Raw genomic sequence first — 24,572 nt, 5'->3', positions numbered from 1 at the left:
GGCGTCGGGCTGCTCGACCTTCTCCAGCTTGCGCAGCTGGGCCTTGAGCATGGTGGCGTCGATCTTGGCCTTCTTCAGCGCATCATCGCCGGCGGGCTTGGCGACGGGCGNAGCAGTCGGTGCAGCTTCCAGGTCGGCCAGGGCCTTTTCCGCGACTTCGAGTTGCTGGCGCAGACGGGCGAGTTCGGCTTGCTGATCGGCGTCGGGCTGCTCGACCTTCTCCAGCTTGCGCAGCTGGGCCTTGAGCATGGCGGCGTCGATTTTGGCCTTCTTAAGCGCGTCGTCACCGGTGGGCTTGGCACTGGTGACGGGCGCGCTGGCCTGTGCGGCGTCGAGCGCCTTCTGTGCGGCTTCGGCGGCGCTACGCAGCTCGGCGACCTGGGCCTTGAGCTCGTCGGTGTCGTGCTGGGCCAACTGTTTCTCGGCCTTCTTCAGCGCGACCTGGGCCATGCTGGCCTCGATCTTCAGCTTCTTCAGCTGGGCATCTGCCGCTTCCGGCGCGGTCGCAGGAGGCGCCTCGCTCTGCGCGGCCTTGGCCTTGGCAGCACGTTCGGCACGGGCAACGCGCTCGGCTTCCTTCTGTTCCTCGACCCGGCGCAGGCGCTCCTGGCGCTGTTCGAAGCGCTGCTTGGAGTATTCGGCCTTCTGCTGCTTCTGCTCCAGATCGCGGATCTCGGCCTTGGCCGCCCGGTAGTACTGCACCAGCGGAATGCTCGAGGGGCAGACATAGGCACAGGCGCCGCACTCGATGCAGTCGAACAGATTGTGTGCCTTGAGCTGTTCGTGCTCGTGGCCCAGGGCGAAGAAGTGCAGCTGCTGCGGCAACAGGCTCGCAGGGCAGGCCTCGGCGCACTCGCCGCAGCGGATGCACGGCAGCGCCGGCGGTGGGGCGGGCAATTCCTTGCGGGTCACCGCGAGCAGGCAGTTGGTGGTCTTGATCAGTGGTACATCCAGCGACGGCAGCGAAAAGCCCATCATCGGACCGCCCATGATCAGGCGTTCGAGCGTTCCTTCGTCCAGTCCGGCGAAGGCCAGCAGTTCGTGGATCGGCGTGCCGATCAGTGCCTCGACGTTGCACGGCCGCGCCAGCGCCTCGCCGGTCAGGGTGGTGATGCGCGAGATCAGCGGCCGACCGAGCATGACCGCGTCATGGATGGCGACGCAGGTGCCGACGTTCTGGCAGAGCATGCCGATATCCGCCGGCAGGCCGCCGGCAGGCACTTCCTTGCCGGTGAGGATCTGGATCAGCTGCTTCTCGCCACCGGACGGGTACTTGGTCGGGAACACCTTGAGCGTGTAGCTGCGCTCGGCGAGCGCCTCGCGCACTGCGGCGATGGCTTCGGGCTTGTTGTCCTCGATACCGATCAGCACCTGGTCCGGCTGGATCAGATAGACCAGCACGTCGATACCGGCGACCAGCTCGGCCGCTCTTTCACGCATCAACAGGTCATCGGCGGTGATGTAGGGCTCGCACTCGGTGCCGTTGATGATCAGGGTGTGGATCTTCTGGCTCGGCCGTGCCGATAGCTTCACCGCGGTCGGGAAGCCCGCGCCGCCCATGCCGCTGATGCCAGCCTCGCGAATGCGCGCCAGCAACTCGTCGGGCTCAAGTGCCCGGTAGTCCGGGCAGGGCGCAAGCGGCGCCCACTCGTCCAGCCCGTCGCTGTCGATGACGATCGCAGTGGCTGGCAGCCCGGAGACGTGGGGGTACGGCTGCGGTCCTATGAAGGTCACTCTGCCCGACGTAGGCGCGTGCAGCGGGGCGCTGACGAAGCCGTTCGACTCGGCGATCTTCTGCCCTTTGAGCACGCGCTCGCCGACACTCACGCAGGGCTCGGCGGCGGCGCCGATGTGCTGTGCCAGCGGCAGGATCAGCTGACGTGGCAGCGGCGGATAGAGGATCGGGCCGCGGTTGGACAGCTCCTTGCGTTCGGCCGGATGGATGCCGCCGGGAATGTCCCAGACCTTCAGCGCCGGGTTCTGTGCCAGGGCGGTCATGCGGCCTGCTCCCGGTCAGTGGCGATCAGCTGGCCAGGCGGCAGCGGTTGCGACCATTTCCAGCCCTGCAGGTTGCTACCGACCTCGATCATGTCGATGCAGTCGACCGGACAGGGCTCGACGCAGAGGTCGCAGCCGGTGCATTCCGAGGCGATCACCGTATGCATCTGCCGCGCGGCGCCGAGGATGGCGTCGACCGGGCAGGCCTGGATGCACTTGGTGCAGCCGATGCACTCGGCCTCGCGGATGAAGGCGACCATCTGCGGCTTTTCGCCGCCTTCGGCGTCCAGCGGCTCGGGCTCGACATCCAGCAGGTCGGCCAGCGCCTGGATGGTCGCCTCGCCGCCCGGAGGGCACTTGTTGATCTTGTCGCCGCCGGCGATGGCCTCGGCGTAGGGCTTGCAGCCGGGATAGCCGCACTGGCCACACTGGGTCTGCGGCAGCAGGGCGTTGATCTGCTCGGCGATCGGGTTGCCCTCGACGCGAAAGCGCACCGCGGCAAAACCGAGGATGGCGCCGCACACCAGGCACAGCGCGAGCAGCGCAAGAACGGCGATCAGCACCAGGCTCATAGCTTGATCAGCCCGGCGAAGCCCATGAAGGCCAGCGACATCAGGCCGGCGGTGATCATGCCGATGGCCGCGCCCTGGAAGGATTTCGGCACGTCGGCGATGGCGATGCGCTCACGCATGGCGGCGAACAGCACCAGCACCAGGGAGAAGCCGAGCCCTGCGGCGAAGCCGTTGGCGGTGGCAGTGATGAAGGTGAATTCGCCACGGTTGGCGTTGAGCAGGGCAACGCCGAGCACGATGCAGTTGGTGGTGATCAGCGGCAGGAAGATCCCCAGCACCCGGTACAGCAGCGGACTGGTCTTGTGCACCACCATTTCGGTGAACTGCACCACCACGGCGATCACCAGGATGAAGCCGATGGTGCGCAGAAACTCCAGGTCCAGCGGCTTGAGGATGTACTCCTGCATCAGGTAGGCGCACATCGCCGCCAGGGTCAGCACGAAGGTGGTGGCAAGGGACAGGCCGATGGCCGTCTCGATCTTCTTCGACACGCCCATGAACGGGCACAGGCCGAGGAACTGCACCAGCACGAAGTTGTTGACCAGGATGGCGCTAACCATGATCAGGGCGAGTTCGGTCATGCACGGATACCGTCGCGAGCTGGCCGGGGCCGGTGGAAAGAGGGCGCCTATTATCGGGAAGCGGTCCGCCCGCTACAAGCCGAAAGACTGCGGCAAAAGCGCTGACGACGGCCGGTTGAGCCGCCTGCTCAGCGCCTGAGTGCGGTTACTTCACCCGTTGGCCGGGGCGGGCGCCGGCGTCCGGGCTGAGCAGATGGATCTCGCTGCCGCCCGGACCTGCGGCCAGAACCATGCCTTCGCTGACACCGAATTTCATCTTGCGCGCCGCCAGGTTGGCCACATACAGCGTCAGCCGGCCCTGCAGCACGCTTGGGTCGGGATAAGCGCTGCGAATGCCGGAGAATACGTTGCGCTTGGCGTCGCCGATGTCCAGGGTCAGACGCAGCAGCTTGTCGGCACCCTCGACCAGCTCGGCCTTCTCGATCAGGGCGATGCGCAGATCGACCGCGGCGAAGGCATTGAAGTCGATTTCCGCTGCCAGCGGCTCTTTGCTTAGCTCACCATTGCCAGTGCTCTGCGCGGCGACATCGGTGCTCTGCGCCGCCAGGTCTTCCTTGGAGGCCTCGGTCATGGCGTCGATCTTCGCTGCCTCGATGCGGGTCAGCAGCGGGGTGAAGGCGTTCAGCTGATGGTCGGCCAGCGCATGGGGCAGATCGCCCCAGCCCAGCGGCGCAACGTTGAGGAAGGCTTCGGCGTCGGCGGCCAGTCGCGGCAGTACCGGCTTGAGCAGGATCACCAGCTGGCGGAACAGGTTGATGCCCAGGGCGCAGATCTGCTGCACCTCGGCCTGCTTGCCCTCGACCTTGTTCAGTGCCCAGGGCGCCTTGTCGGCGATCCAGGCGTTGGCGCGGTCGGCCAGGGCCATGATCTCGCGCATCGCGCGGGAGAAGTCGCGGGCCTCATAGGCCTCGGCGATGCTCGGCGCGGCGGCCTGGAAGGCCTCCCACAGCGCGGGTTCCGGGTTGGCCGCGACCAGCACGCCGGCGTTGCCCTTGTGGATGAAGCCGGCGCAGCGGCTCGCGATGTTGACCACCTTGCCGACCAGGTCCGAGTTGACCTTCTGCACGAAGTCCTCGAGGTTCAGGTCGAGGTCGTCGACCCCGCGGCTCAGCTTGCTCGCGTAGTAGTAGCGCAGGTACTCGGGGTTCAGGTGGTCCAGGTAGGTGCGCGCCTTGATGAAGGTGCCGCGCGACTTGGACATCTTCTGCCCGTTCACCGTCAGGTAGCCGTGCACGTTGACCGCGGTCGGCTTGCGGAAGCCTGCGCCTTCGAGCATCGCCGGCCAGAACAGAGTGTGGAAGTTGACGATGTCCTTGCCGATAAAGTGATACAGCTCGGCCGTCGACTGCTGGCTCCAGAAGGCCTCGAAGGACAGCTCCGGGCAGCGCGCGCAGAGGTTCTTGAAGCTGGCCATGTAGCCGATCGGCGCGTCCAGCCAGACGTAGAAGTACTTGCCCGGCTCGCCGGGAATCTCGAAGCCGAAGTAGGGCGCATCGCGACTGATGTCCCACTCCTGCAGGCCGCCGTCGAGCCACTCGGCGATCTTGTTCGCCACTGCGTCCTGCAGCGCACCACTGCGGGTCCACTGCTTGAGCATGGCGGCAAAGTCGGGAAGCTTGAAGAAGAAATGCTTGGAATCCTTGAGCACCGGGGTGGCGCCGGAGATCGCCGAGCGCGGATCTTTCAGTTCGGTGGGCTCGTAGGTGGCGCCGCACTTCTCGCAGTTGTCGCCGTACTGGTCTTCCGCGCCGCACTTGGGGCAGGTGCCCTTGATGAAGCGGTCGGCGAGGAACATGCCCTTGTCCGGGTCGAAATACTGGGTCACCGAGCGCGTGGCGATGTGCCCGGCATCGCGCAGGCGGGTGTAGATCAGCTCGGCCAGCTCGCGGTTTTCCGGCGAGTGGGTGGAGTGGAAATTGTCGAAGGCGACGCCGAAGTCGGCGAAGTCGGCGCTGTGTTCGGCCTGGACGTTGGCGATCAGCTGTTCCGGGGTGATGCCTTCCTTCTCCGCGCGCAGCATGATCGCCGAGCCGTGCGCATCGTCGGCGCAGACGTAGATGCACTGGTGACCACGCAGCTTCTGGAAGCGCACCCAGATGTCGGTCTGGATGTACTCGAGCATATGGCCCAGGTGGATCGAGCCGTTGGCGTAGGGCAGGGCGCTGGTGACGAGGATCTGGCGGGTATCGGACATGGTGGTCAGGGATACGGGGGATGCGAAAGAAGTCGGCAACTATATAGGCGCAGGCAGTTTTTTTCATCCGTGCTGCGCCGGCCGCGGCAATCCGGCCCCGCCGCGCGGGCCTTGGTCGCTGCTATCATGCCCGCCTGTTTTGCTCAGCCTTTCGGAGTCATGCCATGAGTGCCCTCACCCGCGAAGCGGTGGAAAACTGCCTGCGTCAGCTCACCGATCCCCATCTGGACCAGGACCCGGTCAGTGCCGGCTGTGTGCAGGCCATCGATATCCAGGGTGGCCGGGTTTCGGTGTGTCTGGAGCTGGGCTACGCCTGCGGCCTGTTCAAGTCCGGCTGGGCGCAGATGCTGCAGATGGCGCTGGAGAGCCTCGACGGCGTCGAGGCGGCAAGTGTCAGCGTCGAGGTGAACATCCAGGCGCACAAGGCCCAGGAACAGGTGCCGGCACTGGCCGGGGTGAAAAACATCATCGCCGTGGCTTCGGGCAAGGGCGGGGTCGGCAAGTCCACCACAGCGGCCGGTCTGGCGCTGGCCCTGGCTCGTGAGGGTGCCCGAGTGGGTGTGCTGGATGCCGATATCTACGGGCCCAGCCAGGGAATGATGTTCGGCATCGCCGAAGGCACCCGGCCTGAGGTTCGCGAGCAGAAGTGGTTCGTGCCGATCGAGGCGCACGGCGTGCAGGTGATGTCGATGGCCTTCCTCGCCACCGACGACACGCCCATGGTCTGGCGTGGCCCGATGGCCTCGGGCGCGCTGATCCAGCTGATCACCCAGACCGCTTGGGACGACCTCGACTATCTGGTGGTAGACATGCCGCCGGGCACCGGTGACATCCAGCTGACCCTGGCGCAGAAGGTGCCGGTCGCCGGTGCGGTGATCGTCACCACGCCGCAGGACCTGGCGCTGCTCGATGCGATCAAGGGCGTGGAGATGTTCCGCAAGGTCAACATCCCGGTGCTCGGTGTGGTGGAGAACATGGCGGTGCACATCTGCTCGAACTGCGGGCATGCCGAGCATCTGTTCGGCGAGGGCGGTGGCGAGAAGCTGGCGGCACGCTATGGCGTCGAGCTGCTGGCGTCGATGCCCTTGTCGCTGGCAATCCGCAGTCAGACCGATGCCGGCAAGCCGATCGTGATCTCCGATACCGAAAGCCAGTTGGCGATGCTCTACCAGCAGATGGCGCGCAGCGTGGGTGCGCGTATCGCGCGTTTTGCCCAGGGTGCCCAGGCGATGCCGAAGATCGTTATCGAGGAGTGATCAGGGGGCGCGGCTGGATATCGGGCCTCGCTTGTTGGGCTTCGCGTCGCTCAGCGCCAACCTACGTGGCCAGCGGCGCGAATGCCGCTGAGCACACGGGCCCAGAAACGAAAAAACCCGCCGAAGCGGGTTTTTTCAAGCGTTGAAGCTCAGGTTAGATAACCTGGACTTCCTCAGCTTGCATGCCTTTCTGGCCGCGGGCAGCGACGAAAGAGACTTGCTGGCCTTCTTTCAGGCTCTTGAAACCGTCGCCTTGGATGGCGCGGAAGTGTACGAACAGGTCGTCACCGGATTGCGGGGTGATGAAGCCGAAGCCTTTCTCATCGTTGAACCACTTGACGGTGCCAGTTTGACGATTGGACATGTGAATGTCTCCTTGAAACAGGTTTTTGGGAATATGGACCGGAAATTTCCAGACCATCACTGAGTGCAAGGAGATAGGAGTCGTAGCAATGTTCGGATCGAAATCTGAGCCTGTCGCGATTCACGGTGACACATGCAGCAGCAGCCGTTGCACCATACGCTTTTTGCGCGCCGATGAAAGCTTTATTTTTCCTTTTTTGTCCTGTTTCACGCTTGCCGTCAGCGCGCAATGCACTCATCGCGCCTTTGGGAACTTCGCGCCGAGGTCGGCGTCGCGGCGTTGCGTCAGGCCGGCGGGCTGTGCGGAGGTCGCGCCGCAAGCGGGCTGCGCACATCACCGGCGTTCGTGTAAGCAGCGCCTGAGGAGGGGGTGGATGGCGGCAGCGTGAGTTTCGGCGGGCTTTTAGCGGGGCAGGCAGCCCGGTAATATGCGCGCTCGTTTTTCAACTTCCAGCCAATCAGGACGCCCGCCATGAGCATCAAATCGGATAAGTGGATTCGCCGCATGGCCCAGGAGCACGGGATGATCGAGCCCTTCGTCGAGCGCCAGGTGCGCACCGAAGGCGCCCAGGCGCTGATCTCCTACGGGGTGTCCAGTTACGGCTACGACGTGCGCTGCGCCGATGAATTCAAGGTATTCACCAATATCCATTCGGCCACCGTCGATCCGAAGCACTTCGACGAGCGCAGCTTCGTCGACATCAAGGGCCCGGTCTGCATCATCCCGCCAAACTCCTTTGCCCTGGCGCGCACGGTCGAGTACTTCCGCATCCCGCGCAACGTGCTGACCATCTGCCTGGGCAAGAGCACCTATGCGCGCTGCGGGATCATCGTCAACGTCACCCCGCTCGAGCCCGAGTGGGAAGGCCACGTGACCCTGGAGTTCTCCAACACCACCACCCTGCCGGCGAAGATCTACGCCAACGAAGGTGTGGCGCAGATGCTGTTCCTCGAGTCCGACGAGGAGTGCGAAGTCTCCTACCGTGATCGGGGCGGCAAGTACCAGGGCCAGACCGGCGTCACCCTGCCCAAGGCCTGAAAGCTCGCGCAGGTAGAGCGATCTCTGCGTGAAAACCGAACGCCCCGCCTCAGCGGGGCGTTTTCATTTGTGCCGGCGAAGCGGACGACCGGCCGGAATTTTCCCGCGGCCGTCGGACTCTACCGCCGCACCAGTGCCGGCGCTGCCGGCGGTGAACGCGGAGAGACGACAATGAATCATCGACATCAGTGGGGCGCGGGCAGCATCCCTGGCCAACCCGATCCGGATACCCCCCAGGAGCCGGGGGTGCCGGATCTGCCCAGCGAGCCGGGGATACCGACCCTGCCGGACGATCCGCCCCCGGCTCCGGTGGCCTGAGCTACCCCGCTCAGGCGGCGTTGGCGGCTTCCAGCGAGAGTGCCCGATTCAGTGCGCTGAAGAAGGCGCGCAGGCTGGCGGTGGTCAGGTTCTCGTCGATGCCGATGCCGTGCAGCGACCGCTGACCGTCCAGGCGCAGCTCGATGTAGGCGGCGGCATGGGCGCTGGTCCCGGCGCCGATGGCGTGCTCGTGGTAGTCCATCACTTCTACCTTCAGCGGCAGAGCGGCGACCAGCGCTTCCAACGGGCCCTTGCCGATTCCGCGCCAGTGCTGCACGCCGCCCTTACCTTCGACTTCCACGTCGATGGCGCAGGTGCCGTTCTCTTCCTGCAGCCGATGGCCCTTGAGCGCATAGGGTGCGCTGGCCTCGAGGTATTCGTTCTCCAGCAGCCGGTAGATCTGCTCGGCGCTCATCTCAAGGCCCAGGCGATCGGTCTCCTTCTGCACCACCTGGCTGAACTCGATCTGCATCCGCCGCGGTAGGTTGATGCCGTATTCCTGTTCCAGCAGATAGGTGATGCCACCCTTGCCCGACTGGCTGTTGACGCGGATCACCGCCTCGTAGCTGCGGCCGATGTCGGCCGGGTCGATCGGCAGATAGGGCACTTCCCATACCCCGTCGGCGCTCTGCTGGGCGAAGCCCTTGCGGATCGCATCCTGGTGCGATCCGGAGAACGCGGTATGCACCAGATCGCCGACATAAGGGTGGCGCGGATGCACCGGCAGCTGGTTGCACTCCTCGACCACCTTGCGCACCGCGTCGATGTCGGAGAAGTCCAGTTGCGGATCCACGCCCTGGGTGTAGAGATTCAGTGCCAGGGTCACCAGGTCGACGTTGCCGGTGCGCTCGCCGTTGCCGAACAGGCAGCCTTCGACCCGGTCGGCGCCAGCCATCAGCCCCAGTTCGGTGGCGGCTACGCCGGTGCCACGGTCGTTGTGGGTGTGCAGGCTGATCAGCACGCTGTCGCGCCGGGCGATATGGCGGCCGAACCACTCGATCTGGTCGGCATAGATGTTCGGCGTGGCCACTTCCACGGTCGCCGGCAGGTTGAGGATGACCTTGTTCTGCGGCGTCGGCTGCCAGACCTCGATCACCGCGTTGCAGACCTCCACGGCGAAATCCAGTTCGGTGGCGCTGAAGGTTTCCGGCGAGTACTGGAAGGTCCAGGCGGTTTCCGGCTGCTCGGCCGCCAGCTCGTTGAACAGGCGCGCCGCCTTGACCGCGATATCGATCACCCCGGCCTTGTCCTGGTTGAAGACGATGCGGCGAAACGCCGGGCTGGTGGCGTTGTACAGATGGACGATGGCCTTCTTCGCCCCGCGCAGCGACTCGAAGGTGCGGCGGATCAGGTCCTCGCGGGCCTGGGTCAGCACCTGGATGGTGGTGTCGTCGGGGATGTGGCCTTCCTCGATCAGCTTGCGCACGAAGTCGAAGTCGGTCTGCGAGGCAGAGGGGAAGGACGCCTCGATCTCCTTCACGCCGACCTTCACCAGGGTCTGCCAGAAACGCAGCTTCTTCGCCGGGTCCATCGGTTCGATCAGCGACTGGTTGCCGTCACGCAGGTCGGAGCTGCACCAGATCGGCGCGCGGGCAATGGTCTGGTCGGGCCAGGTGCGATCCTTCAGGCGGATCGGCGCGAAGGCGCGGTATTTCTGCGACGGGTCTTTCAGCATGCTCATGACGGTGTTCTCGGGTTGTCTTCGGCGCACGGAGTCTTTCCGGGCCTGTATGCGGCGAAAACTAGATAAATGCGTTTCTGGTTGCAAGCATTGTTAAAAAATTGGAATAAACGGTCTCTTTTTGATTTTTTGGTGATTTTTTTATTCGGCTGGCCGGCTTTTGCGATTAATTGTTGCGCGTCAAGAACTCGGCCTGCGACGCCGGGCCACAATGGCGGCGCAGGTCGCAGATGCGATCATGCTGTCGGACTGGACAAGGGGCGTTGGTTTGAGGGCAGGCAGGATCAGAGCGTTGGGCAGCTGGCTGGGCGTATTCGCCATCGCCATGCTGTTCATTGGTCCGCCGCTCGGGCAGTGGCGCGCCCAGCAGCAGGCGGCCATGTCTGCTGCCGAAAGGCACTCGCCCAGCGCCCATGCCGCCCATGCCGCCCACGGCCATGTCGGGCATGACCCGCACGCGGCGCATGGCATCACCCCGAGCGCTTCCGGGCAGGACCATGCGCAGCACGCGTCAGGCACACGCCAGCTCGGTGCGCTCACGCTAGATCATTGTGGTTATTGCCATCTGGTTGCCAGTTTCGCAGCGCTGCCGGCCGCCGTCGGCGACTGCCCGATACTGCGCTGGGAAGCGCAACCACCCGCGCAACCGGTTTACCGCGAGCCCGTCAGTCCGCCGCGCCACGCCCGGCGCGCCCGCGCACCTCCCCAGGAACACGCCTGACCGAACATCTTCCTGCGCCTCTGGCGCGGGCGATCTCAACTTGTGCGTGGAAAAACCATGAACTCGAACTTCGCGAGCGCTGCGGCGCATGCTGCTGCCCGGCAGCCCAATTCCGGGTATTACTTCCGATTCGCTCCCCTGACACTGGCGATCTGCGCCAGCCTTGCTCAACCCGTGCAGGCCGCCGATACCCAGGGCACACCGCTGCAGTTGGCGCCGCTGGTAGTGACCGGCGTCGCCCAGCAGTCGCCAGTCACCGTGGTGACCAATCCCAAGCTGCCGCGCCAGCCGGTGCCGGCCAGCGACGGCACCGACTACCTCAAGACCATTCCCGGCTTCTCCGCGGTGCGCAGCGGCGGGGTCAACGGCGACCCGGTGTTCCGCGGCATGTTCGGCTCGCGCCTGAACCTGCTGACCAATGGCGGTGTGATGCTCGGCGCCTGCCCCAACCGGATGGATTCGCCGGCGTCCTACATCACGCCGGAAAGCTACGACCGCCTCACCGTGATCAAGGGTCCGCAGAGCGTGATCTGGGGGCCGGGCGCCTCGGCTGCGACCATCCTCTTCGAGCGTGAACCCGAGCGCTTCAGCGAGCTGGGTGGGCGGGTGGATGCCAGCCTGCTGGTCGGTTCCAACGGGCGTTTCGACCGCCGTATCGACGCGGCTGCAGGCAGCGAACAGGGTTATCTGCGCCTGCTTGCCAGCCGCGCCAGCGCCGACGACTACGAGAGCGGCAGCGGTGACACGGTGCCCTCGCGCTGGGACAAGTGGAGCAGCGACCTGGCACTGGGCTGGACGCCGGACGAGGACACCCTGCTTGAGCTGACCGCCGGCGTCGGCGATGGCGAGGCGCGCTACGGCGCCCGCGGCATGGATGGCAGCCAGTTCGCCCGCGAGACCCTCGGTCTGCGCTTCGAGCGCGACAACATCGGCGAGGTGCTGCAGAAGATCGAGGCGCGGGTCTACTACAACTACGCCGACCATGTGATGGACAACTACAGCCTGCGCAACCCCAATCCCAACGATCTGATGATGAACATGCGCGGGCCCTACGCCAGCAATGTCGACCGCCGCACCTTGGGCGCCCGACTCGCGGCGACCTGGCGCTGGGACGACTATCAGCTGATCAGCGGCGTCGATGCGCAGAGCAACGAACATCGCTTGCGCCGTGCTGCCGGCGTCGACACTTACAAGACCCTGCCCTGGAGCAAGGACGCCACCTTCAACCAGTACGGACTGTTTGGCGAGCTGACCTGGTATGCCGCCGACGCCTCGCGAGTGATCGCCGGCGCGCGTCTGGACCGCGCCTCGGCGCAGGACGAGCGCGCGGTGCTGAGCAACATGATGGGCATGGCGCCGCGGACCAACCCGACCGCCGGCGACGAGCGCAGCGACACCCTGCCCAGTGCCTTCGTGCGTTACGAGCAGGACCTGGCGGCGCTGCCGGCCACCGCCTACATCGGTCTGGGGCATGCCCAGCGCTACCCGGACTACTGGGAGCTGTTCTCGGCCGCCAACCAGATCGGCGTGCCCACCGCCTTCGTCAGCGTCAAACCGGAGAAGACCACCCAGCTGGACGTCGGCCTGCAGTACGAGGACGGGCCGCTGCAGGCCTGGGTCTCGGGCTACGTGGGGCAGGTGCGCGACTACATCCTGTTCAGCTACGGGCCGGGCGCCAACCCGCTGCACACCATCTCCTGGGTCGACAACATCGATGCGCGGATCATGGGCGCCGAGCTGGGCGCCAGCTATCGCCTGAGCGAGCAGTGGAAGACCGACGCCAGCCTGGCCTACGCCTGGGGCAAGAACAGTTCCGATGATCGCGCGATGCCGCAGATTCCGCCGCTGGAAGCGCGCCTGGGACTGGGCTACGAGCGCGGCGACTGGAGCGCTGGGGCACTCTGGCGGCTGGTGGCGGCGCAGAACCGCATTGCCGAGCAGCAGGGCACGGTGGTTGGCCGCGACTTCGACGAGAGCCCAGGCTTTGGCGTGTTCTCGCTGAATGCCGGCTACCGCGTCAGCCCGGACGTCAAGCTCAGCGCCGGCATCGACAACCTGTTCGACAAGGCCTACAGCGAGCACCTCAACCTGGCCGGCAACGCCGGTTTCGGCTTTCCCGCCGCAACCCGCATCGACGAGCCGGGGCGGACCTGGTGGGCGCGGGTGGACATGAGCTTCTGAGTCCCGCGAGTCTTCAGCGGCCATCCCCGCCGTGGATGGCCGCTGTGCTTTCAGCCGTGCTGGCGCGAGGGCAGGGCGGCGCTGCCCATCTCGCGCATGTCGGCGCCGCTGGGGTGCTGGAACACGCGCAGGCCGAACTCCGGCAGTATCGCCAGCAGATGATCGAAGATGTCCGCCTGGATGCCTTCATAGGCTACCCAGGCCGTGGTGCTGGTGAAGCAGTAGATCTGCAGTGGCAGGCCGTCCGCGGTGGGCGCCAGTTGGCGGACGATCAGCGTCATGTCCTGATGCACGTCCGGATGGCTGCGCAGGTAACGCTCCACGTAGGCGCGAAAGGTGCCCAGGTTGGTGATGCGCCGGGTGTTCGCCGGCTCCTGACCACGCTCGGCAAGGCGTGCGTTCCATTCGTCGATGTCGCGCTGCTTCTGATTCAGATAACCCTCCAGCAGATTGAAGCGCTTCAGCCGATCGCGCTCCTCGGGCGCGAGGAAATGCACGCTCTGTTGGTCGAGGAACAGGCTGCGCATCATGCGGCGGCCGCCTGACTCCTGCATCCCGCGCCAGTTCTTGAACGAGTCGCTGATGAAGCGCTTGGTCGGGATGGTGGTGATGGTCTTGTCCCAGTTCTGCACCTTGACCGTATGCAGGGCGATATCGATCACATCGCCGTCGGCGTTGAGCTGGGGCATCTCCACCCAGTCGCCGACGCGGATGATGTCGTTGGAGGTGATCTGCACGCTGGCGACCAGCGACAGCAGCGTGTCCTGGAAGATCAGCATGAGCACCGCGGCCATGGCGCCCAGGCCGGAAAGCAGGATCAGCGGCGAGCGGTCGATCAGCGTGGCGATGATGAGGATGGTGGCGATCGCATAGAGCGCGATCTTGATTACCTGCAGATAGCCCTTGATCGGGTGCAGGTGGGCGTCCTTGCGCCGCTGGTAGACCCGGTTGATCAGGTCCAGCAATGCGCCCAGCGCCAAGGCGATGGTCAGGACGATGAAGCCGCTGCAGACGTTGCGGATTACCGTCACCAACGCCTCGGGAAGGCCCGGTACGGCAGCGATGCCGAGTGACAGGACCAGCGCCGGGACCACGTTGGACAGGCGTCGGATGATACGGAAATCCTGGATCGGTACCTGGCTTTGCTGGCGCAGCAGGCGGTCGATTCCACGGACCAGGATACGCTTGACGATCCAGTTGGACAGCCAGGCGCCCAGCAGCAGTGCGCTGACAGCGACCAGCGTGTGCAGCTCCGGGTGCGCCTGCAGCCAGACGAGGCCCTCGCTCAGTTGTTCTTGCATCGGTTGGCTCCTAGCGTCTCGGACGGTAAGCGTCCAAAAGGCTGGGACCATAGCAAAGCAGGCCTCAGGGGTTAACCCGCAGCTGATTCGAGGTGTGTCGCAAGGCTCAGCCAAGTAGCGCGAGAACCGCCTGCGGACGTTGGTTGGCCTGGGCGAGCATGGCCTGGGAGGCCTGCTGGATGATCTGCTTCGACGCCAGCGTGGCGGTCGCTGCGGCATAGTCGGTATCGAGGATGCGCGAGCGACTGGCGGCGGCGTTCTCGGCCACGCTCTGCAGGTTGGCCACCGTCGCCTCCAGCCGGTTCTGCATCGCACCCATGTAGCCGCGCTGGCCGTCGATGTAGGTCAGCGCATCATCGATGTCCATCACCGCCAGCCCCGGCGACTCGAGCAGATTGACGCGGCTGAGGGCAAGCGCATCGACACCGAATGCGGCGAAGCCCATTTGCACGGTTTCGTATGCCTGGGCGCCAACCTGGAACTGGATCAGGTTGTTGCCGCTGCTGGCGCCCATCTTGAACAGTTCCGGCATCTCCAGCGCGAAACCGCGCGAGCCGGGCAGGCCGGTGCCCTGGTTGGCCAGGACGGAGCGCGCATCGAGGACAGGACCGCCGTCGGCGTCCAGTCCGCCGATGGCGCCGGTGTCCGCATTGCCCAGGTTCATCGCGGCCACGTAGCCGGCGGCATCGGCGTTGAACTGTGTGCTGAAATCGCCGAGGCCGCTGAATGCGCCCTTGCTGGCATTGGCCAGTGCCTGGTCCAGGGTCGAGCCGGCGTTGTTGCTGAGGTGGGTCATGACGTCGCGAATGCCGCTGCCACCTGCGCTCTTGATTTGGTCGTGCATGTAGCGCACCGCCGCGTAGCCGCCGGAGTAGCCGGCCGAGCCGCTGACGTCGTCGCCATTGAAGGCGGCAAGAATCGCGGCGACGCTGGTGCCGCCGCTGGTGTCACCCGCCAGGCGTTCGTCGGCACCCTGCACCGCCTCGGCCGCGCCTTCCTTGAACCAGCTGGGCAGTGCCGCGAAATTCATGCTGCGGCCCATGATGGCGTGGGTCATCTCGTGGGCGATGACACGGTCTGTGTACTGTGGACTGTTGCCGCCATCCGGCAGTGAGGCGGCGTCGAAGTAGGCCAGGTTGACGTCCATGACCTGGTCGTAGACACGGCCGCCGGCGCCGACGGTGCCGGCAACATAGGCCAGGGTCTGGCTGGAGGGATCGTTGCTCAGGGTGATCTTCAGGGTCGCGCCCGACGCGCTGATGCCGAATGCATCCTGCACGCGCTGCTCGCCTTCGGCGATCCAGAAGCCCTTGAGCGCGTTGAGTACGGCGCGTTGATCGAGATCGCCGAGCGCGGAGAAGCTGCTCTGGTCGAACACTTTGCGTCCGGCGAAGGTGGTGGTCTCGTTGACGCGGTTGATTTCCTGCAGCAACTGCTGGGCCTCGGCATCGAGTGCTGCGCGTTCGTTGGCGCCGCTGCTGCCGTTCATCGCCTGCAACCCGAGCGAGCGGATGCGCTGCAGCGCGTCGGTGACGGTTTGCAGCGCACCCTCCGCTACCTGCAGCAGCGAAATGCCGTCGTTGGCGTTACGCACGGCGACGCCCAGCCCGCTGACCTGGGAGCCAAGGCGGTTGGAGATCTGCAAGCCGGCGGCGTCGTCCCGGGCACTGTTGATGCGCTGGCCGGTGGACAGGCGCTGCAACGTGGTTTCCAGGTCTCGACCGTTGGCTTCCATATGGCGCCGGGTGAACGACGAGGCGATGTTGGTGTTGACCGTTAGCATGGGCGGCCCGAACGGATGATTCCGTATGGCCAGCAACATCGGCTGGCGTAAGGCTTTCTTGAGCGGCGAAGAAAAATGGTCGTACCGGGGGGCGGCGCAACGCGCGGTGCTTATTGCGTCCTACGGGGAGCGCGGGTGGAAGGCGGTGCCGTTATCCATCGTGCGGGCGGCTTGCCCTGCGTAGGGTGGATTGGCCGTTGCGTGGCGTAATCCACCGTGGCCAACGCCGATGGTCAGGGCTTGAAGGCGCCGATGAAGATCGCCGGGTCGACCCGCGCGTCGTTCAGGCTGACGTTCCAGTGCAGGTGCGGCCCGGTGGCACGGCCGGTGGCGCCAACCTTGCCGAGCACCGCGCCGCGCGCCAGTTCGTCGCCGACGTTCACGTCGACGGCCGAGAGGTGGCAGAACATGCTGATGAGTCCCTGGCCATGGTCGACGAACACGGTCCGGCCGTTGAAGAAGTAGTCGCCGACCAGGATCACCTTGCCCGCCGCCGGCGCCTTGATCGGTGTGCCGGCTTGGGCGGCAAAATCCAGCCCGGAATGGGGGTTGCGCTCCTCGCCATTGAAGAAACGACGCAGGCCGAAGGGCGAGGACAGCGGGCCGTTCACCGGGCGGTCGAACAGCAGGTTGCTCGGCTGGCGCGGGCTGAACTGACGATAGGCGGCGTTCTGCTCGGCCAGCTCGCGCTCGATGCGTTGCAGATCCTTCGGGTTCGGATTGACCTGGCGCTGGTTCTTCAGGGTGATGTGCTGGGCGCGGTACTCGCGCGGGCCGACCTGGAAGTGCCGCGCCTGGCCGGCGACCTCCAGTGTCTGGCGACCGGGCTTGGTGGTGAGCGGGATGCCGACGATGGCGATCCAGCGGCGGCCATCCTCCTTCACCGTCAGCACCGGCTTGCCCTGATAGCGCGCGGTCGGCGCCTGCGCGCCTTCACCCAGATCGACCACCGCCACGCCACCGGGCACCGGCTTGTTCAGCAGGCGGGTGATGAAACCTTCTGCCTGCACCGGCAGGGCAATACAGAACAGCAGGACGATCAGCAGGCGCATCGAATTTTCCGTTGGCAGTCAGGTGGGTGGACAAGGCGGTCGGGGTTGCCGTTCGACGCTGTCACTCGAGCAGCGGCAGCTGGCTGCTGCCTTCGACACGCAGGGGCAGCTCGCCCTCGCTCAGGCGTGCCCTGAGCAACTGCCCCGGCCGAACCTGCTGCGGATGGCGAATGGCCTGGCCCTGCTCGTCCAGCAGGATGCTGTAGCCGCGACTGAGCGTGGCCAGCGGGCTGACCACCTGCAGCGTCTGCACCAGACCCTGCAACTGCTGGCTGCGCTGGCGCAGCCCCTGCTGGATCGCCCGTGGCAGGCGTTGTTCGAGGCTGTCCAGGCGCTGGCGCAGCAGCGCCAACTGGCGACCGGGGTGCTGCGCGGCGAGGCGGCCGTCGAGACGGCCGAGGCGTTCGCCGGCCTGCTCCAGGCGGCGGCGCAGGGCGCGTTGCAGGCGTTGCTCCAGATCGTCGATCCGCTGAGCCTGCTGCTGCAGCCGCTCGCCAGGATGGCGCAGGCGCCGGCCGAGTGCCTCGAGGCGCATGCCGGCCTGCTGCAGCTGGGTGCGCATGCGCAGTTGCAAGCGGCGGGAAAGACTTTCCAGGCGCTGGCGCAGGTCGCTGTTGTCCGGCGCCAGCAATTCGGCGGCTGCCGAAGGCGTTGGCGCGCGGACGTCGGCGACGAAGTCGGCGATGGATACATCGGTCTCATGGCCGACCGCGCTGACGATGGGCGTGGCGCAGCCAGCCACGGCGCGCGCCACGCTTTCCTCGTTGAAGCACCAGAGGTCTTCCAGCGAACCGCCGCCGCGCGCCAGGATCAGCGCATCGAAGCCGCCGCGATCGGCCAGCTGCAGGGCGCGAACGATCTGCGCGGTGGCCTCGCGGCCCTGCACCGGGGTGGGTATCAATGTGAGCTCGACCTGGGGTGCGCGTCGACGGAAGACCGAGATGATGTCGCGGATTACTGCCCCGGTCGGCGAGCTGATGATGCCGATGCGCCGCGCATGGCTGGGCAGGGTGCGCTTGCGTTCGGCGGCGAACAGGCCTTCCGCCTCCAGCTTGCCCTTGAGCGCCTCGAAGGCCAGCCGCAGCGCGCCGTCGCCGGCCGGCTCGAGGCTGTCGAGGATCAGCTGGTAGTCGCCGCGCCCTTCGTACAAGGAGACCTTGCCGCGCACGCGAACCGCCAGGCCGTCGCGCAGCGCCTGGCGCACCCGCGCGGCGTTCTGCCTAAACAGCGCGCAGCGCACCTGGGCCTGGGCATCCTTGAGGGTGAAGTAGATATGTCCGGAGGCCGGCCGCGACAGGTTGGAGATCTCGCCCTCGACCCAGATCTGGGCGAAGACATCCTCCAGCAGCATGCGCGCGCGGCCGTTGAGCTGACTGACGGTAAGCACCTCGCGGTCGAGCCCGAGGCGCTGGAAGGGGTCCTTGATCATGGGGCGCGATGATAAGGCAAAAAGCCCGGGCCGGTGGCGAGCGGGTGATTGCTGGGTAGGGGCGGGACGCATTCCCACGCGGAGCATGGGAATGCTAAGCGAGGTCACGCGTAGGGCGGATTGGCCGTGTAGCGGCGTAATCCGTCGGGCGGTGTAAGGAGCAGGCACGGGGCAGTTGAGTGGCGCCAGCGCGAGGCGGCGGCGCAATGCGCTTTGCTTATTGCGCCCTACGCGAATCGTAGGGCGGATTGGCCGCAAAGCGGCGTAATCCGCCGTGCCGCCACCGAATGGGGCTTCACAGCGCCCGCGTAAGTATCCGGGCGCTGGTCTGGGGGTCGATGTCGCGATGCTCGCCGAGGGCCACCATGCGATGTGCGCTCAGTTGGGCCACCACCGGGTCGATGACTTCCTGGCCAAGCTGGTAGGCAGCCAGGCGGGTCGGCACGCCCATGCTTTCGAAAAACTCGACGGTACGGGCGATGGCCGCATCGATGCGCGCGTCCTCGTCGCCCGCGCCGATCTGCCAGACCCTGTCGGCGTACTGCAGCAGCTTGGCGCGCTTGGCCTCGCGGCGTTCGGCGAGCACTGCCGGCAGCAGTATGGCCAGGGTCTGCGCATGGTCCAGGCCATGCAGCGCAGTGAGTTCGTGGCCGATCAGGTGGGTCGCCCAGTCCTGCGGCACGCCGCAGCCGATCAGGCCATTCAGCGCCTGGGTCGCGCACCACATCAGGTTGGCGCGTACCGCGTAGTCCTCGGGGTTGGCCAGCGCCTTGGGACCTTCCTCGATCAGCGTCAGCAGCAGGCCCTCGGCATAGCGATCCTGCAGCGGCGCGTCGGCCGGGTAGGTCAGGTACTGCTCGATGGTATGCACGAAGGCATCCACCACGCCGTTGCCGATCTGCCGCGGCGGCAGGCTGAAGGTGGTGCGTGGGTCGAGGACGGCGAAGCGCGGGAACAGCAGCGGATTGGAGAACGGCAGCTTGGCCTTGAGTGCGGCGTGCGAGACCACGCCGCCGGGGTTGCTCTCCGAGCCCGTCGCGGCCAGGGTCAGCACGCAGCCCAGCGGCAGGGCGCGGGTTGCGCGGGTGCCGGTGAGCAGCTGGAGCGGGTCGCCGTCGTGGCAGGCGGCCATGGCGATGAACTTGCTGCCGTCGATCACCGAGCCGCCACCGACGGCGAGGATGAAGTCGCACTGCTCGGCCTTGAGCTGCTCGACCGCGCGCACCAGGGTGGCGAACTGCGGGTTGGGCTCGATGCCGCCGAAGCGGCTCAGGTGGTAACCCTGTAGCGCCTGCTCGACCTGCTCCCAGACCCCATTGTTGAAGATACTGCCGCCGCCATGGGTGACCAGTACCCGGCTGCCGGCGGGGATTTCCTTGGCCAGTGCCTTGATCTGGCCTTCGCCGAAGTGGATGCGGGTCGGGTTGTAGAAGGTGAAGTTGCGCATCGGAGCGTCCTGTGAATGCTTGTTCAGTGGTCTGGACTATAGCCTGCGCACTCGCCATTGCGACGAATGGTCGGGTATTCAGCGCGCTTGGGTAGCAGCGCGCGGTGCTGCTTATAATGCGCGCCTTTCTGCACTCTCCAGGCGAGGCGAACATGCCCGATCTGCAACGCTTCGGCGGCATCGGCCGGCTCTATGGCAATGAAGGGCTTGAACGATTGGCGGCGGCCCATGTGGCGGTGGTCGGCATTGGCGGCGTCGGTTCCTGGGCGGCCGAGGCGCTGGTCCGCTCCGGCGTGGGCGAGATCAGCCTGTTCGATCTGGACGACGTTTGCGTGACCAACAGCAATCGCCAGTCGCATGCGCTGGCCGACACCATCGGCCGGCCCAAGGTCGAGGTGCTGGCCGAGCGGCTGCGGGCGATCAATCCGGCCTGCGCGGTGCATCCGGTGGCCGACTTCGTCAGCCGCGACAACATGGCCGAGTGCATCACCGAGCAGTTGGATTTCGTCCTCGACTGCATCGATGGCGTGGCGGCCAAGGCGGCGCTGATCGCCTGGTGCAAGCGGCGCAAGATCGGCCTGGTGACCACCGGCGGCGCCGGCGGTCAGGTCGACCCGACGCAGATCCGCGTGGCCGACCTGAACAAGACCTTCAACGATCCGCTGGCGGCCAAGGTGCGCTCCACGCTGCGCCGCGACTACGGCTTCTCGCGCACGGCGGGGCGCAACTATAGCGTGCCCTGCGTGTTCTCCACCGAGCAGCTGCGCTATCCCAGCCCGGATGGCGGGGTCTGCCAGAGCAAGAGCTTCGTCGGCGAAGGGGTCAAGCTCGACTGTGCCGGCGGCTTCGGCGCCTCGATGATGGTCACCGCCAGTTTCGGCATGGTCGCGGCGGCCAAGGCGGTGGAAAAGCTGGTCGCCGGTGCCCGCAGGCCGAGCGAACGCGCGTAGGTCGGGCCGCAAGGCCCAACGTCCGCCACAGCTCGGAGGTCGCGGTATGGCCTGTCGGGCCTCGCAGGCTCGGCGCCAACCTACGGGCCGCAGGGTCTTCAGCCGCGTCACGGTCCCGTAGGTTGGGCCGCAAGGCCCAACGTCTGGCGCGGGGTAGGAGGTTGGGTGCGGCGTGTTGGGCCTCGCAGGCTCGGCGCCAACCTACGGGCCGCAGGGTCTTCAGCCGCGTCACGGTCCTGTAGGTTGGGCCGCAAGGCTCAACGTCTCACGGGTTGGAGGTCGAGGCATGGCCTGTCGGGCCTCGCAGGCTCGGCGCCACCCTACGAATCAATAACGCTCTGTTTATCCACCAGTCCGTTGCGCAAAGCTTGTGTCCTTCACGACGGCCGTAGGTTGGCGCCGAGCAACGCGAGTCCCGAGGACCGGCGTCGTGCTCACTGGCTGACCCAGCGCTGGCGTGACCAGGCGCTCAGGGCATCCACCGCCAGTACCAGCAACAGCATGGCGAGGATCACGCTGGCGGCCTGGGCTTCCTGGAACAGGCTCAGGCTGACATAGAGCATCTGCCCCAGCCCGCCGGCGCCGACGAAGCCGAGCACGCTGGCCATGCGGATGTTGTTCTCCCAGCGATACAGGCTGTAGGCCAGCAGCTGCGGCCAGACCCCCGGCAGGGTGCCGTAGCAGAAGGCGGCGATGCGTCCGCCACCGGCCAGGCGGATGGCCTCGGCCGGCTCGGCGGGGGTGTTCTCCAGCGCTTCGGCGAACAGTCGGCCGAGCACGCCGGCGGTGTGCAGTGCCAGCGCCAGGGTGCCGGCGTTCGGGCCGAGGCCTGCGGCCAGCACCATCAGCGCCGCCCAGACCAGCTCCGGAATGGCGCGTAGCGCGTTGAGCAGCAGGCGCGTGGCATGCAGCGCCAGGGCACCGCAGCGGCCGGCGGCCGGTAGCGCCAGGAGCAGGCCGAGCAGGGCGGCGAGCAGTGTGCCGACGGCCGACATGGCCAGGGTTTCCAGCGCGCCGCGGCCGATGGCGGCCAGGTGCGGCGCGGAAAAGTCCGGCTGCAGGAAGCCGCTGGCGTAGTCGCCCATCTGCCTGAGCGACTCGCGGCTGGTCAGCTCACTCAGGTCGATCTGCAGGAAGCGGAACGAGGCCGCCACCGCCAGCAGCAGCGCAGCCAGCAGCAGGTAGTTGAGGGCGCGGCTCATGTCAGGCGCGCCCGCAGCAGGCGGCTGAACTGGTCGGCCAGCAGCACCAGGGCGAGGAACACCAGCAGCATGCTGGCGACTTCACCACCGGCGAACATGCGCATCGACAGGTCGATCTGCTGGCCCAGCCCGCCAGCGCCGACGAAACCCATCACCACCGAGGCGCGGATCGCGCATTCCCAGCGGTAGACGCTGTAGGAGAGCATCTCGCCCGCGGCATTCGGCAGCACACCGTAGAAGAACGCGCCAAGCCGCGAGCTGCCGGCACCGAGCAGGGCGCGCGCCGGGCGCGGGTCGACCGACTCGAAGATCTCCGCGTAGACCTTGCCGAGCATGCCGGCGTAGGTGATGGCGATGGCCAGCACGCCGGCGGTCGGCCCCAGGCCCACGGCACGTACGAAGAGCAGCGCCCAGACGATTTCCGGCACGCTGCGCAGCACGATCAGCAAGCCGCGCACCGGCCAGCGCGCCAGCAGCGACCACCAGGCCGGCCGGCCGCCGCGATGCAGCGCGGACAGCGACAGGACGCGGCTGGCAGCCAGCCCGGCGGGCAGGGCCAGTGCCAGCGCCAGGGCCATGCCGGCGGTGGCGATGGCCAGGGTTTCCAGGGTCGCGCGCCAGAGCAGCAGGAGAAAATCGCCCTGATGTGCCGGCGGCCAGAAGTCGGCGACGAAGCGCCCCATGGTCCGGGCATTGTCCTGATCCAGCAGTACGCCCAGGTTCAGCTCGCTGAGCGACAGCGCCGGCCACAGCAGGACCAGTGCCAGCACGGTCAGCGCCAGGCGCGGCAGGGCAGCCGGATCGTGGCGGGCAGCGTTCATCAGCAGCGCTGCACCTGCAGTTCGTTGTGCAGCGGGCGGGCATCGCCGGGCGGCTGCAGCTGCTCGTTGGCATAGAGCGCGGCGAGCTCCTCGGGCGAGACCTCGGCGGCGGGGCGATCAAACAGCACGTGCCCGTCGCGCAGGCCGATCACCCGGGGGAAGTGCGCCAGCGCCAGTTCCACCGCATGCAGGCTGGCGATCAGGGTGATGCCGCGGTTCTGCGCTTCGCGGCCGAGCACCGACAGGGTATGGCCGGCCAGCACCGGATCCATCGCCGAGACCGGCTCGTCCGCCAGGATCAGCTGCGGCGCCTGGTACAGCACGCGGGCGATGCCGGCGCGCTGCAACTGGCCGCCGGAGAGCTGGTCGCAGCGCTGGAACAGCTTGTCGGCCAGGTCCAGGCGCGCCAGCTCGCCGCGCACGCCGGGGATGTCCAGCGGATACAGCAGGTTGACCAGCGCCCGTGCCAGCGACCACTGGCCGAGCCTGCCGGCCGCGACGGCGGTCACCACGCGCTGGCGCGGTGGCAGGGGCGGGCTCTGATGGATCAGGCCGATGCGCCGGCGCAGTTTCTGCCGGGCGCGGCCAGACAGGCGCCAGGGATTCTCGCCAAGCAGTTCCAGATCGCCACTGCTGGGTAGCAGGGCACTGGCGAGCAGGCGCAGCAGGGTGGTCTTGCCGGCGCCGGACGGGCCGATCAGCGCCACCCGCTCGCCGTGCTCGATGCGCAGGTCGATATCGGCGAGCGCACGGGTGCCGTTGGCGTGGGTCAGACCCACGCCGTGCAGCCGGATGGTCACTTCAGCAGGCCGGCGTCGCGGGCTGCCTGCTCGATGCTCTGGTAGTTTTCCGGGCGGGTCTCGATGAAGCGGCTGGCGGCCTGCAGGTCGAGGATCGCCTTGTGCTCGGGATTGCTCGGATCGAGGGCGAGGAAGGCGGCCTTGATCTTCGCGGTCAGCTGCGGATCGAGGTTACCGCGCACCGTCCAGTTGTAGTCGTAGTAGGGCTCGGTGGTGGCGAAGACGCGGACCTTGTCGGTGTCGACCTTGCCGGCGGCGACCAGCTTGTCCCACACCGAGGCGTTCAGCACACCGGCGTCGGCCTTGCCGGCCTGGACCCAGGCCACGGTGGCGTCATGCGCGCCGGAGTAGGCGACGCGGCTGAAGAATTTCTCCGGGGTGATGTCGTCCTTGAGCATGAAGTAGCGCGGCATCAGGCTGCCGGAGGTCGAGGACACCGAGCCGAAGGCGAAGGTCTTGCCCTTCAGGTCCGCGAGGGTCTTCACGGCCGGGTCGGCGGTGATGAACTTGCTGGTGAACACTGCATCCTGTTCGCGCTGTACCAGCGGGATGGCATTGCCGGTCTTCAGGCGGGTCTGCACGAAGGTGAAGCCGCCGAGCCAGGCCAGGTCGACGCGGTCAGCCGCCAGGGCCTCGACCACCGCGGCGTAGTCGGAAACCGGAACGAATTTCACCGGCATGCCCAGCTCCTGCTCCAGGTAGGCGCCCAGCGGCTCGAACTTGCGCAGCAGTTCGGTGGGTGCCTCATCGGGAATCGCGGAAACCCGCAGCGTCTCGGCAGCTTGGGAAAAAACGGCGGACAGGGACAGGGCGACGCCGGCGGCAAGCGCCAGGGAATGCTTGAGCATGGAAATTCTCCGGTTCAATAGCGGAAAAGTGCGCC

21 protein-coding genes are annotated in these 24,572 nt (G+C 66.6%); 6 read left to right on the top strand and 15 right to left on the bottom strand.

All coding sequences use genetic code 11. The features are described 5' to 3' along the window. From rsxC to metG, 4 genes are all read right to left on the bottom strand, one after another. Positions 1-1,998: electron transport complex subunit RsxC (gene rsxC, locus DBO85_RS04180; protein ID WP_108105551.1), on the bottom strand; the 1,998-nt coding region annotated here is incomplete at its 3' end. Further along, complete coding sequence (rsxB, locus tag DBO85_RS04175) at positions 1,995-2,570, bottom strand: electron transport complex subunit RsxB (RefSeq protein WP_108105550.1); 576 nt, start codon at positions 2,568-2,570, stop codon at positions 1,995-1,997. The genes rsxC and rsxB, both read right to left, overlap by 4 nt. Continuing rightward, positions 2,567-3,151 carry an electron transport complex subunit RsxA gene (rsxA, locus tag DBO85_RS04170; RefSeq protein WP_108105548.1) on the bottom strand — a complete coding sequence of 195 codons (585 nt, stop codon included), beginning with the start codon at positions 3,149-3,151 and terminating at the stop codon, positions 2,567-2,569. Before rsxA ends, rsxB begins: the two co-directional genes overlap by 4 nt. A gap of 145 nt (positions 3,152-3,296) precedes the next feature. Beyond that, a complete protein-coding gene (metG, locus tag DBO85_RS04165) occupies positions 3,297-5,345 on the bottom strand; it encodes a methionine--tRNA ligase (protein WP_108105546.1) in 2,049 nt (682 codons plus the stop codon). Between the two features lie 164 nt (positions 5,346-5,509). On the opposite strand from metG, the gene apbC reads away from it, so the two are divergent. Next, positions 5,510-6,601, top strand: a complete 1,092-nt coding sequence (gene apbC / locus DBO85_RS04160; RefSeq protein ID WP_108105544.1) for an iron-sulfur cluster carrier protein ApbC — start codon at positions 5,510-5,512, stop codon at positions 6,599-6,601. A gap of 154 nt (positions 6,602-6,755) precedes the next feature. Here apbC and DBO85_RS04155 read toward each other — a convergent pair whose 3' ends face one another. Then, the gene (locus DBO85_RS04155; RefSeq protein WP_108105542.1) at positions 6,756-6,965 is read right to left on the bottom strand and encodes a cold-shock protein; all 210 of its coding nucleotides are present in this window, start codon (positions 6,963-6,965) and stop codon (positions 6,756-6,758) included. A 471-nt stretch (positions 6,966-7,436) separates the two neighbouring features. Between DBO85_RS04155 and dcd the strand changes: the two genes are divergently transcribed. Together dcd and DBO85_RS19300 are read left to right on the top strand one after the other, a co-directional pair. Further along, complete coding sequence (dcd, locus tag DBO85_RS04150) at positions 7,437-8,003, top strand: dCTP deaminase (RefSeq protein ID WP_108105540.1); 567 nt, start codon at positions 7,437-7,439, stop codon at positions 8,001-8,003. Between the two features lie 171 nt (positions 8,004-8,174). Continuing rightward, entirely contained in the window at positions 8,175-8,321 is a 147-nt protein-coding gene (locus DBO85_RS19300; protein ID WP_177429727.1) for a hypothetical protein, read from the top strand. Between the two features lie 10 nt (positions 8,322-8,331). Here DBO85_RS19300 and leuA read toward each other — a convergent pair whose 3' ends face one another. Then, entirely contained in the window at positions 8,332-10,002 is a 1,671-nt protein-coding gene (leuA, locus tag DBO85_RS04145) for a 2-isopropylmalate synthase (RefSeq protein ID WP_108105538.1), read from the bottom strand. A gap of 292 nt (positions 10,003-10,294) precedes the next feature. Here leuA and DBO85_RS04140 point away from each other — a divergent pair, with 292 nt between their 5' ends. Next, positions 10,295-10,723 (top strand): DUF2946 family protein, encoded by a 429-nt coding sequence (locus tag DBO85_RS04140; protein WP_158268872.1) that lies wholly within the window; start codon positions 10,295-10,297, stop codon positions 10,721-10,723. A 57-nt stretch (positions 10,724-10,780) separates the two neighbouring features. Further along, entirely contained in the window at positions 10,781-12,904 is a 2,124-nt protein-coding gene (locus DBO85_RS04135) for a TonB-dependent copper receptor (RefSeq protein WP_108105534.1), read from the top strand. Positions 12,905-12,954: 50 nt separating this feature from the next. Here the strand turns inward: DBO85_RS04135 and DBO85_RS04130 are convergent, their stop codons facing one another. From DBO85_RS04130 to DBO85_RS04110, 5 genes are all read right to left on the bottom strand, one after another. After that, on the bottom strand, positions 12,955-14,205 hold the full coding sequence (locus DBO85_RS04130) for a mechanosensitive ion channel family protein (RefSeq protein ID WP_108105532.1): 1,251 nt from the start codon (positions 14,203-14,205) through the stop codon (positions 12,955-12,957). Between the two features lie 106 nt (positions 14,206-14,311). Next, complete coding sequence (locus tag DBO85_RS04125) at positions 14,312-15,988, bottom strand: flagellinolysin (RefSeq protein WP_108105530.1); 1,677 nt, start codon at positions 15,986-15,988, stop codon at positions 14,312-14,314. A gap of 233 nt (positions 15,989-16,221) precedes the next feature. Then, positions 16,222-17,040, bottom strand: a complete 819-nt coding sequence (locus DBO85_RS04120) for a peptidoglycan DD-metalloendopeptidase family protein (protein WP_108105528.1) — start codon at positions 17,038-17,040, stop codon at positions 16,222-16,224. 61 nt (positions 17,041-17,101) lie between these two features. Then, entirely contained in the window at positions 17,102-18,469 is a 1,368-nt protein-coding gene (gene xseA, locus DBO85_RS04115; protein WP_108105526.1) for an exodeoxyribonuclease VII large subunit, read from the bottom strand. 295 nt (positions 18,470-18,764) lie between these two features. Continuing rightward, on the bottom strand, positions 18,765-19,916 hold the full coding sequence (locus DBO85_RS04110; protein ID WP_108105524.1) for an iron-containing alcohol dehydrogenase: 1,152 nt from the start codon (positions 19,914-19,916) through the stop codon (positions 18,765-18,767). A gap of 152 nt (positions 19,917-20,068) precedes the next feature. On the opposite strand from DBO85_RS04110, the gene tcdA reads away from it, so the two are divergent. Continuing rightward, entirely contained in the window at positions 20,069-20,866 is a 798-nt protein-coding gene (tcdA, locus tag DBO85_RS04105; protein WP_108105522.1) for a tRNA cyclic N6-threonylcarbamoyladenosine(37) synthase TcdA, read from the top strand. 434 nt (positions 20,867-21,300) lie between these two features. Here tcdA and phnE read toward each other — a convergent pair whose 3' ends face one another. From phnE to DBO85_RS04085, 4 genes are read right to left on the bottom strand one after another with little or no spacing between them, the layout of a single operon-like run. After that, positions 21,301-22,068: a phosphonate ABC transporter, permease protein PhnE gene (gene phnE, locus DBO85_RS04100; RefSeq protein WP_108105520.1), complete on the bottom strand. Its 768-nt coding sequence runs from the start codon at positions 22,066-22,068 to the stop codon at positions 21,301-21,303. Beyond that, positions 22,065-22,892: a PhnE/PtxC family ABC transporter permease gene (locus tag DBO85_RS04095; RefSeq protein ID WP_177429729.1), complete on the bottom strand. Its 828-nt coding sequence runs from the start codon at positions 22,890-22,892 to the stop codon at positions 22,065-22,067. The genes phnE and DBO85_RS04095 overlap by 4 nt, the downstream gene beginning before the upstream one ends. Next, complete coding sequence (locus DBO85_RS04090; protein WP_108105516.1) at positions 22,889-23,689, bottom strand: phosphonate ABC transporter ATP-binding protein; 801 nt, start codon at positions 23,687-23,689, stop codon at positions 22,889-22,891. The genes DBO85_RS04095 and DBO85_RS04090 overlap by 4 nt, the downstream gene beginning before the upstream one ends. Continuing rightward, on the bottom strand, positions 23,686-24,537 hold the full coding sequence (locus DBO85_RS04085) for a putative selenate ABC transporter substrate-binding protein (RefSeq protein WP_108105514.1): 852 nt from the start codon (positions 24,535-24,537) through the stop codon (positions 23,686-23,688). Before DBO85_RS04085 ends, DBO85_RS04090 begins: the two co-directional genes overlap by 4 nt. Positions 24,538-24,572: the final 35 nt, after the last annotated feature.

The sequence above is a fragment of the Pseudomonas mangrovi genome (genome assembly GCF_003052585.1).
Taxonomy (GTDB): Bacteria; Pseudomonadota; Gammaproteobacteria; order Pseudomonadales; family Pseudomonadaceae; genus Aquipseudomonas; species Aquipseudomonas mangrovi.
Note: the sequence above shows the minus strand (reverse complement) of the source record. Positions and strands in the feature narration are given on the sequence as shown.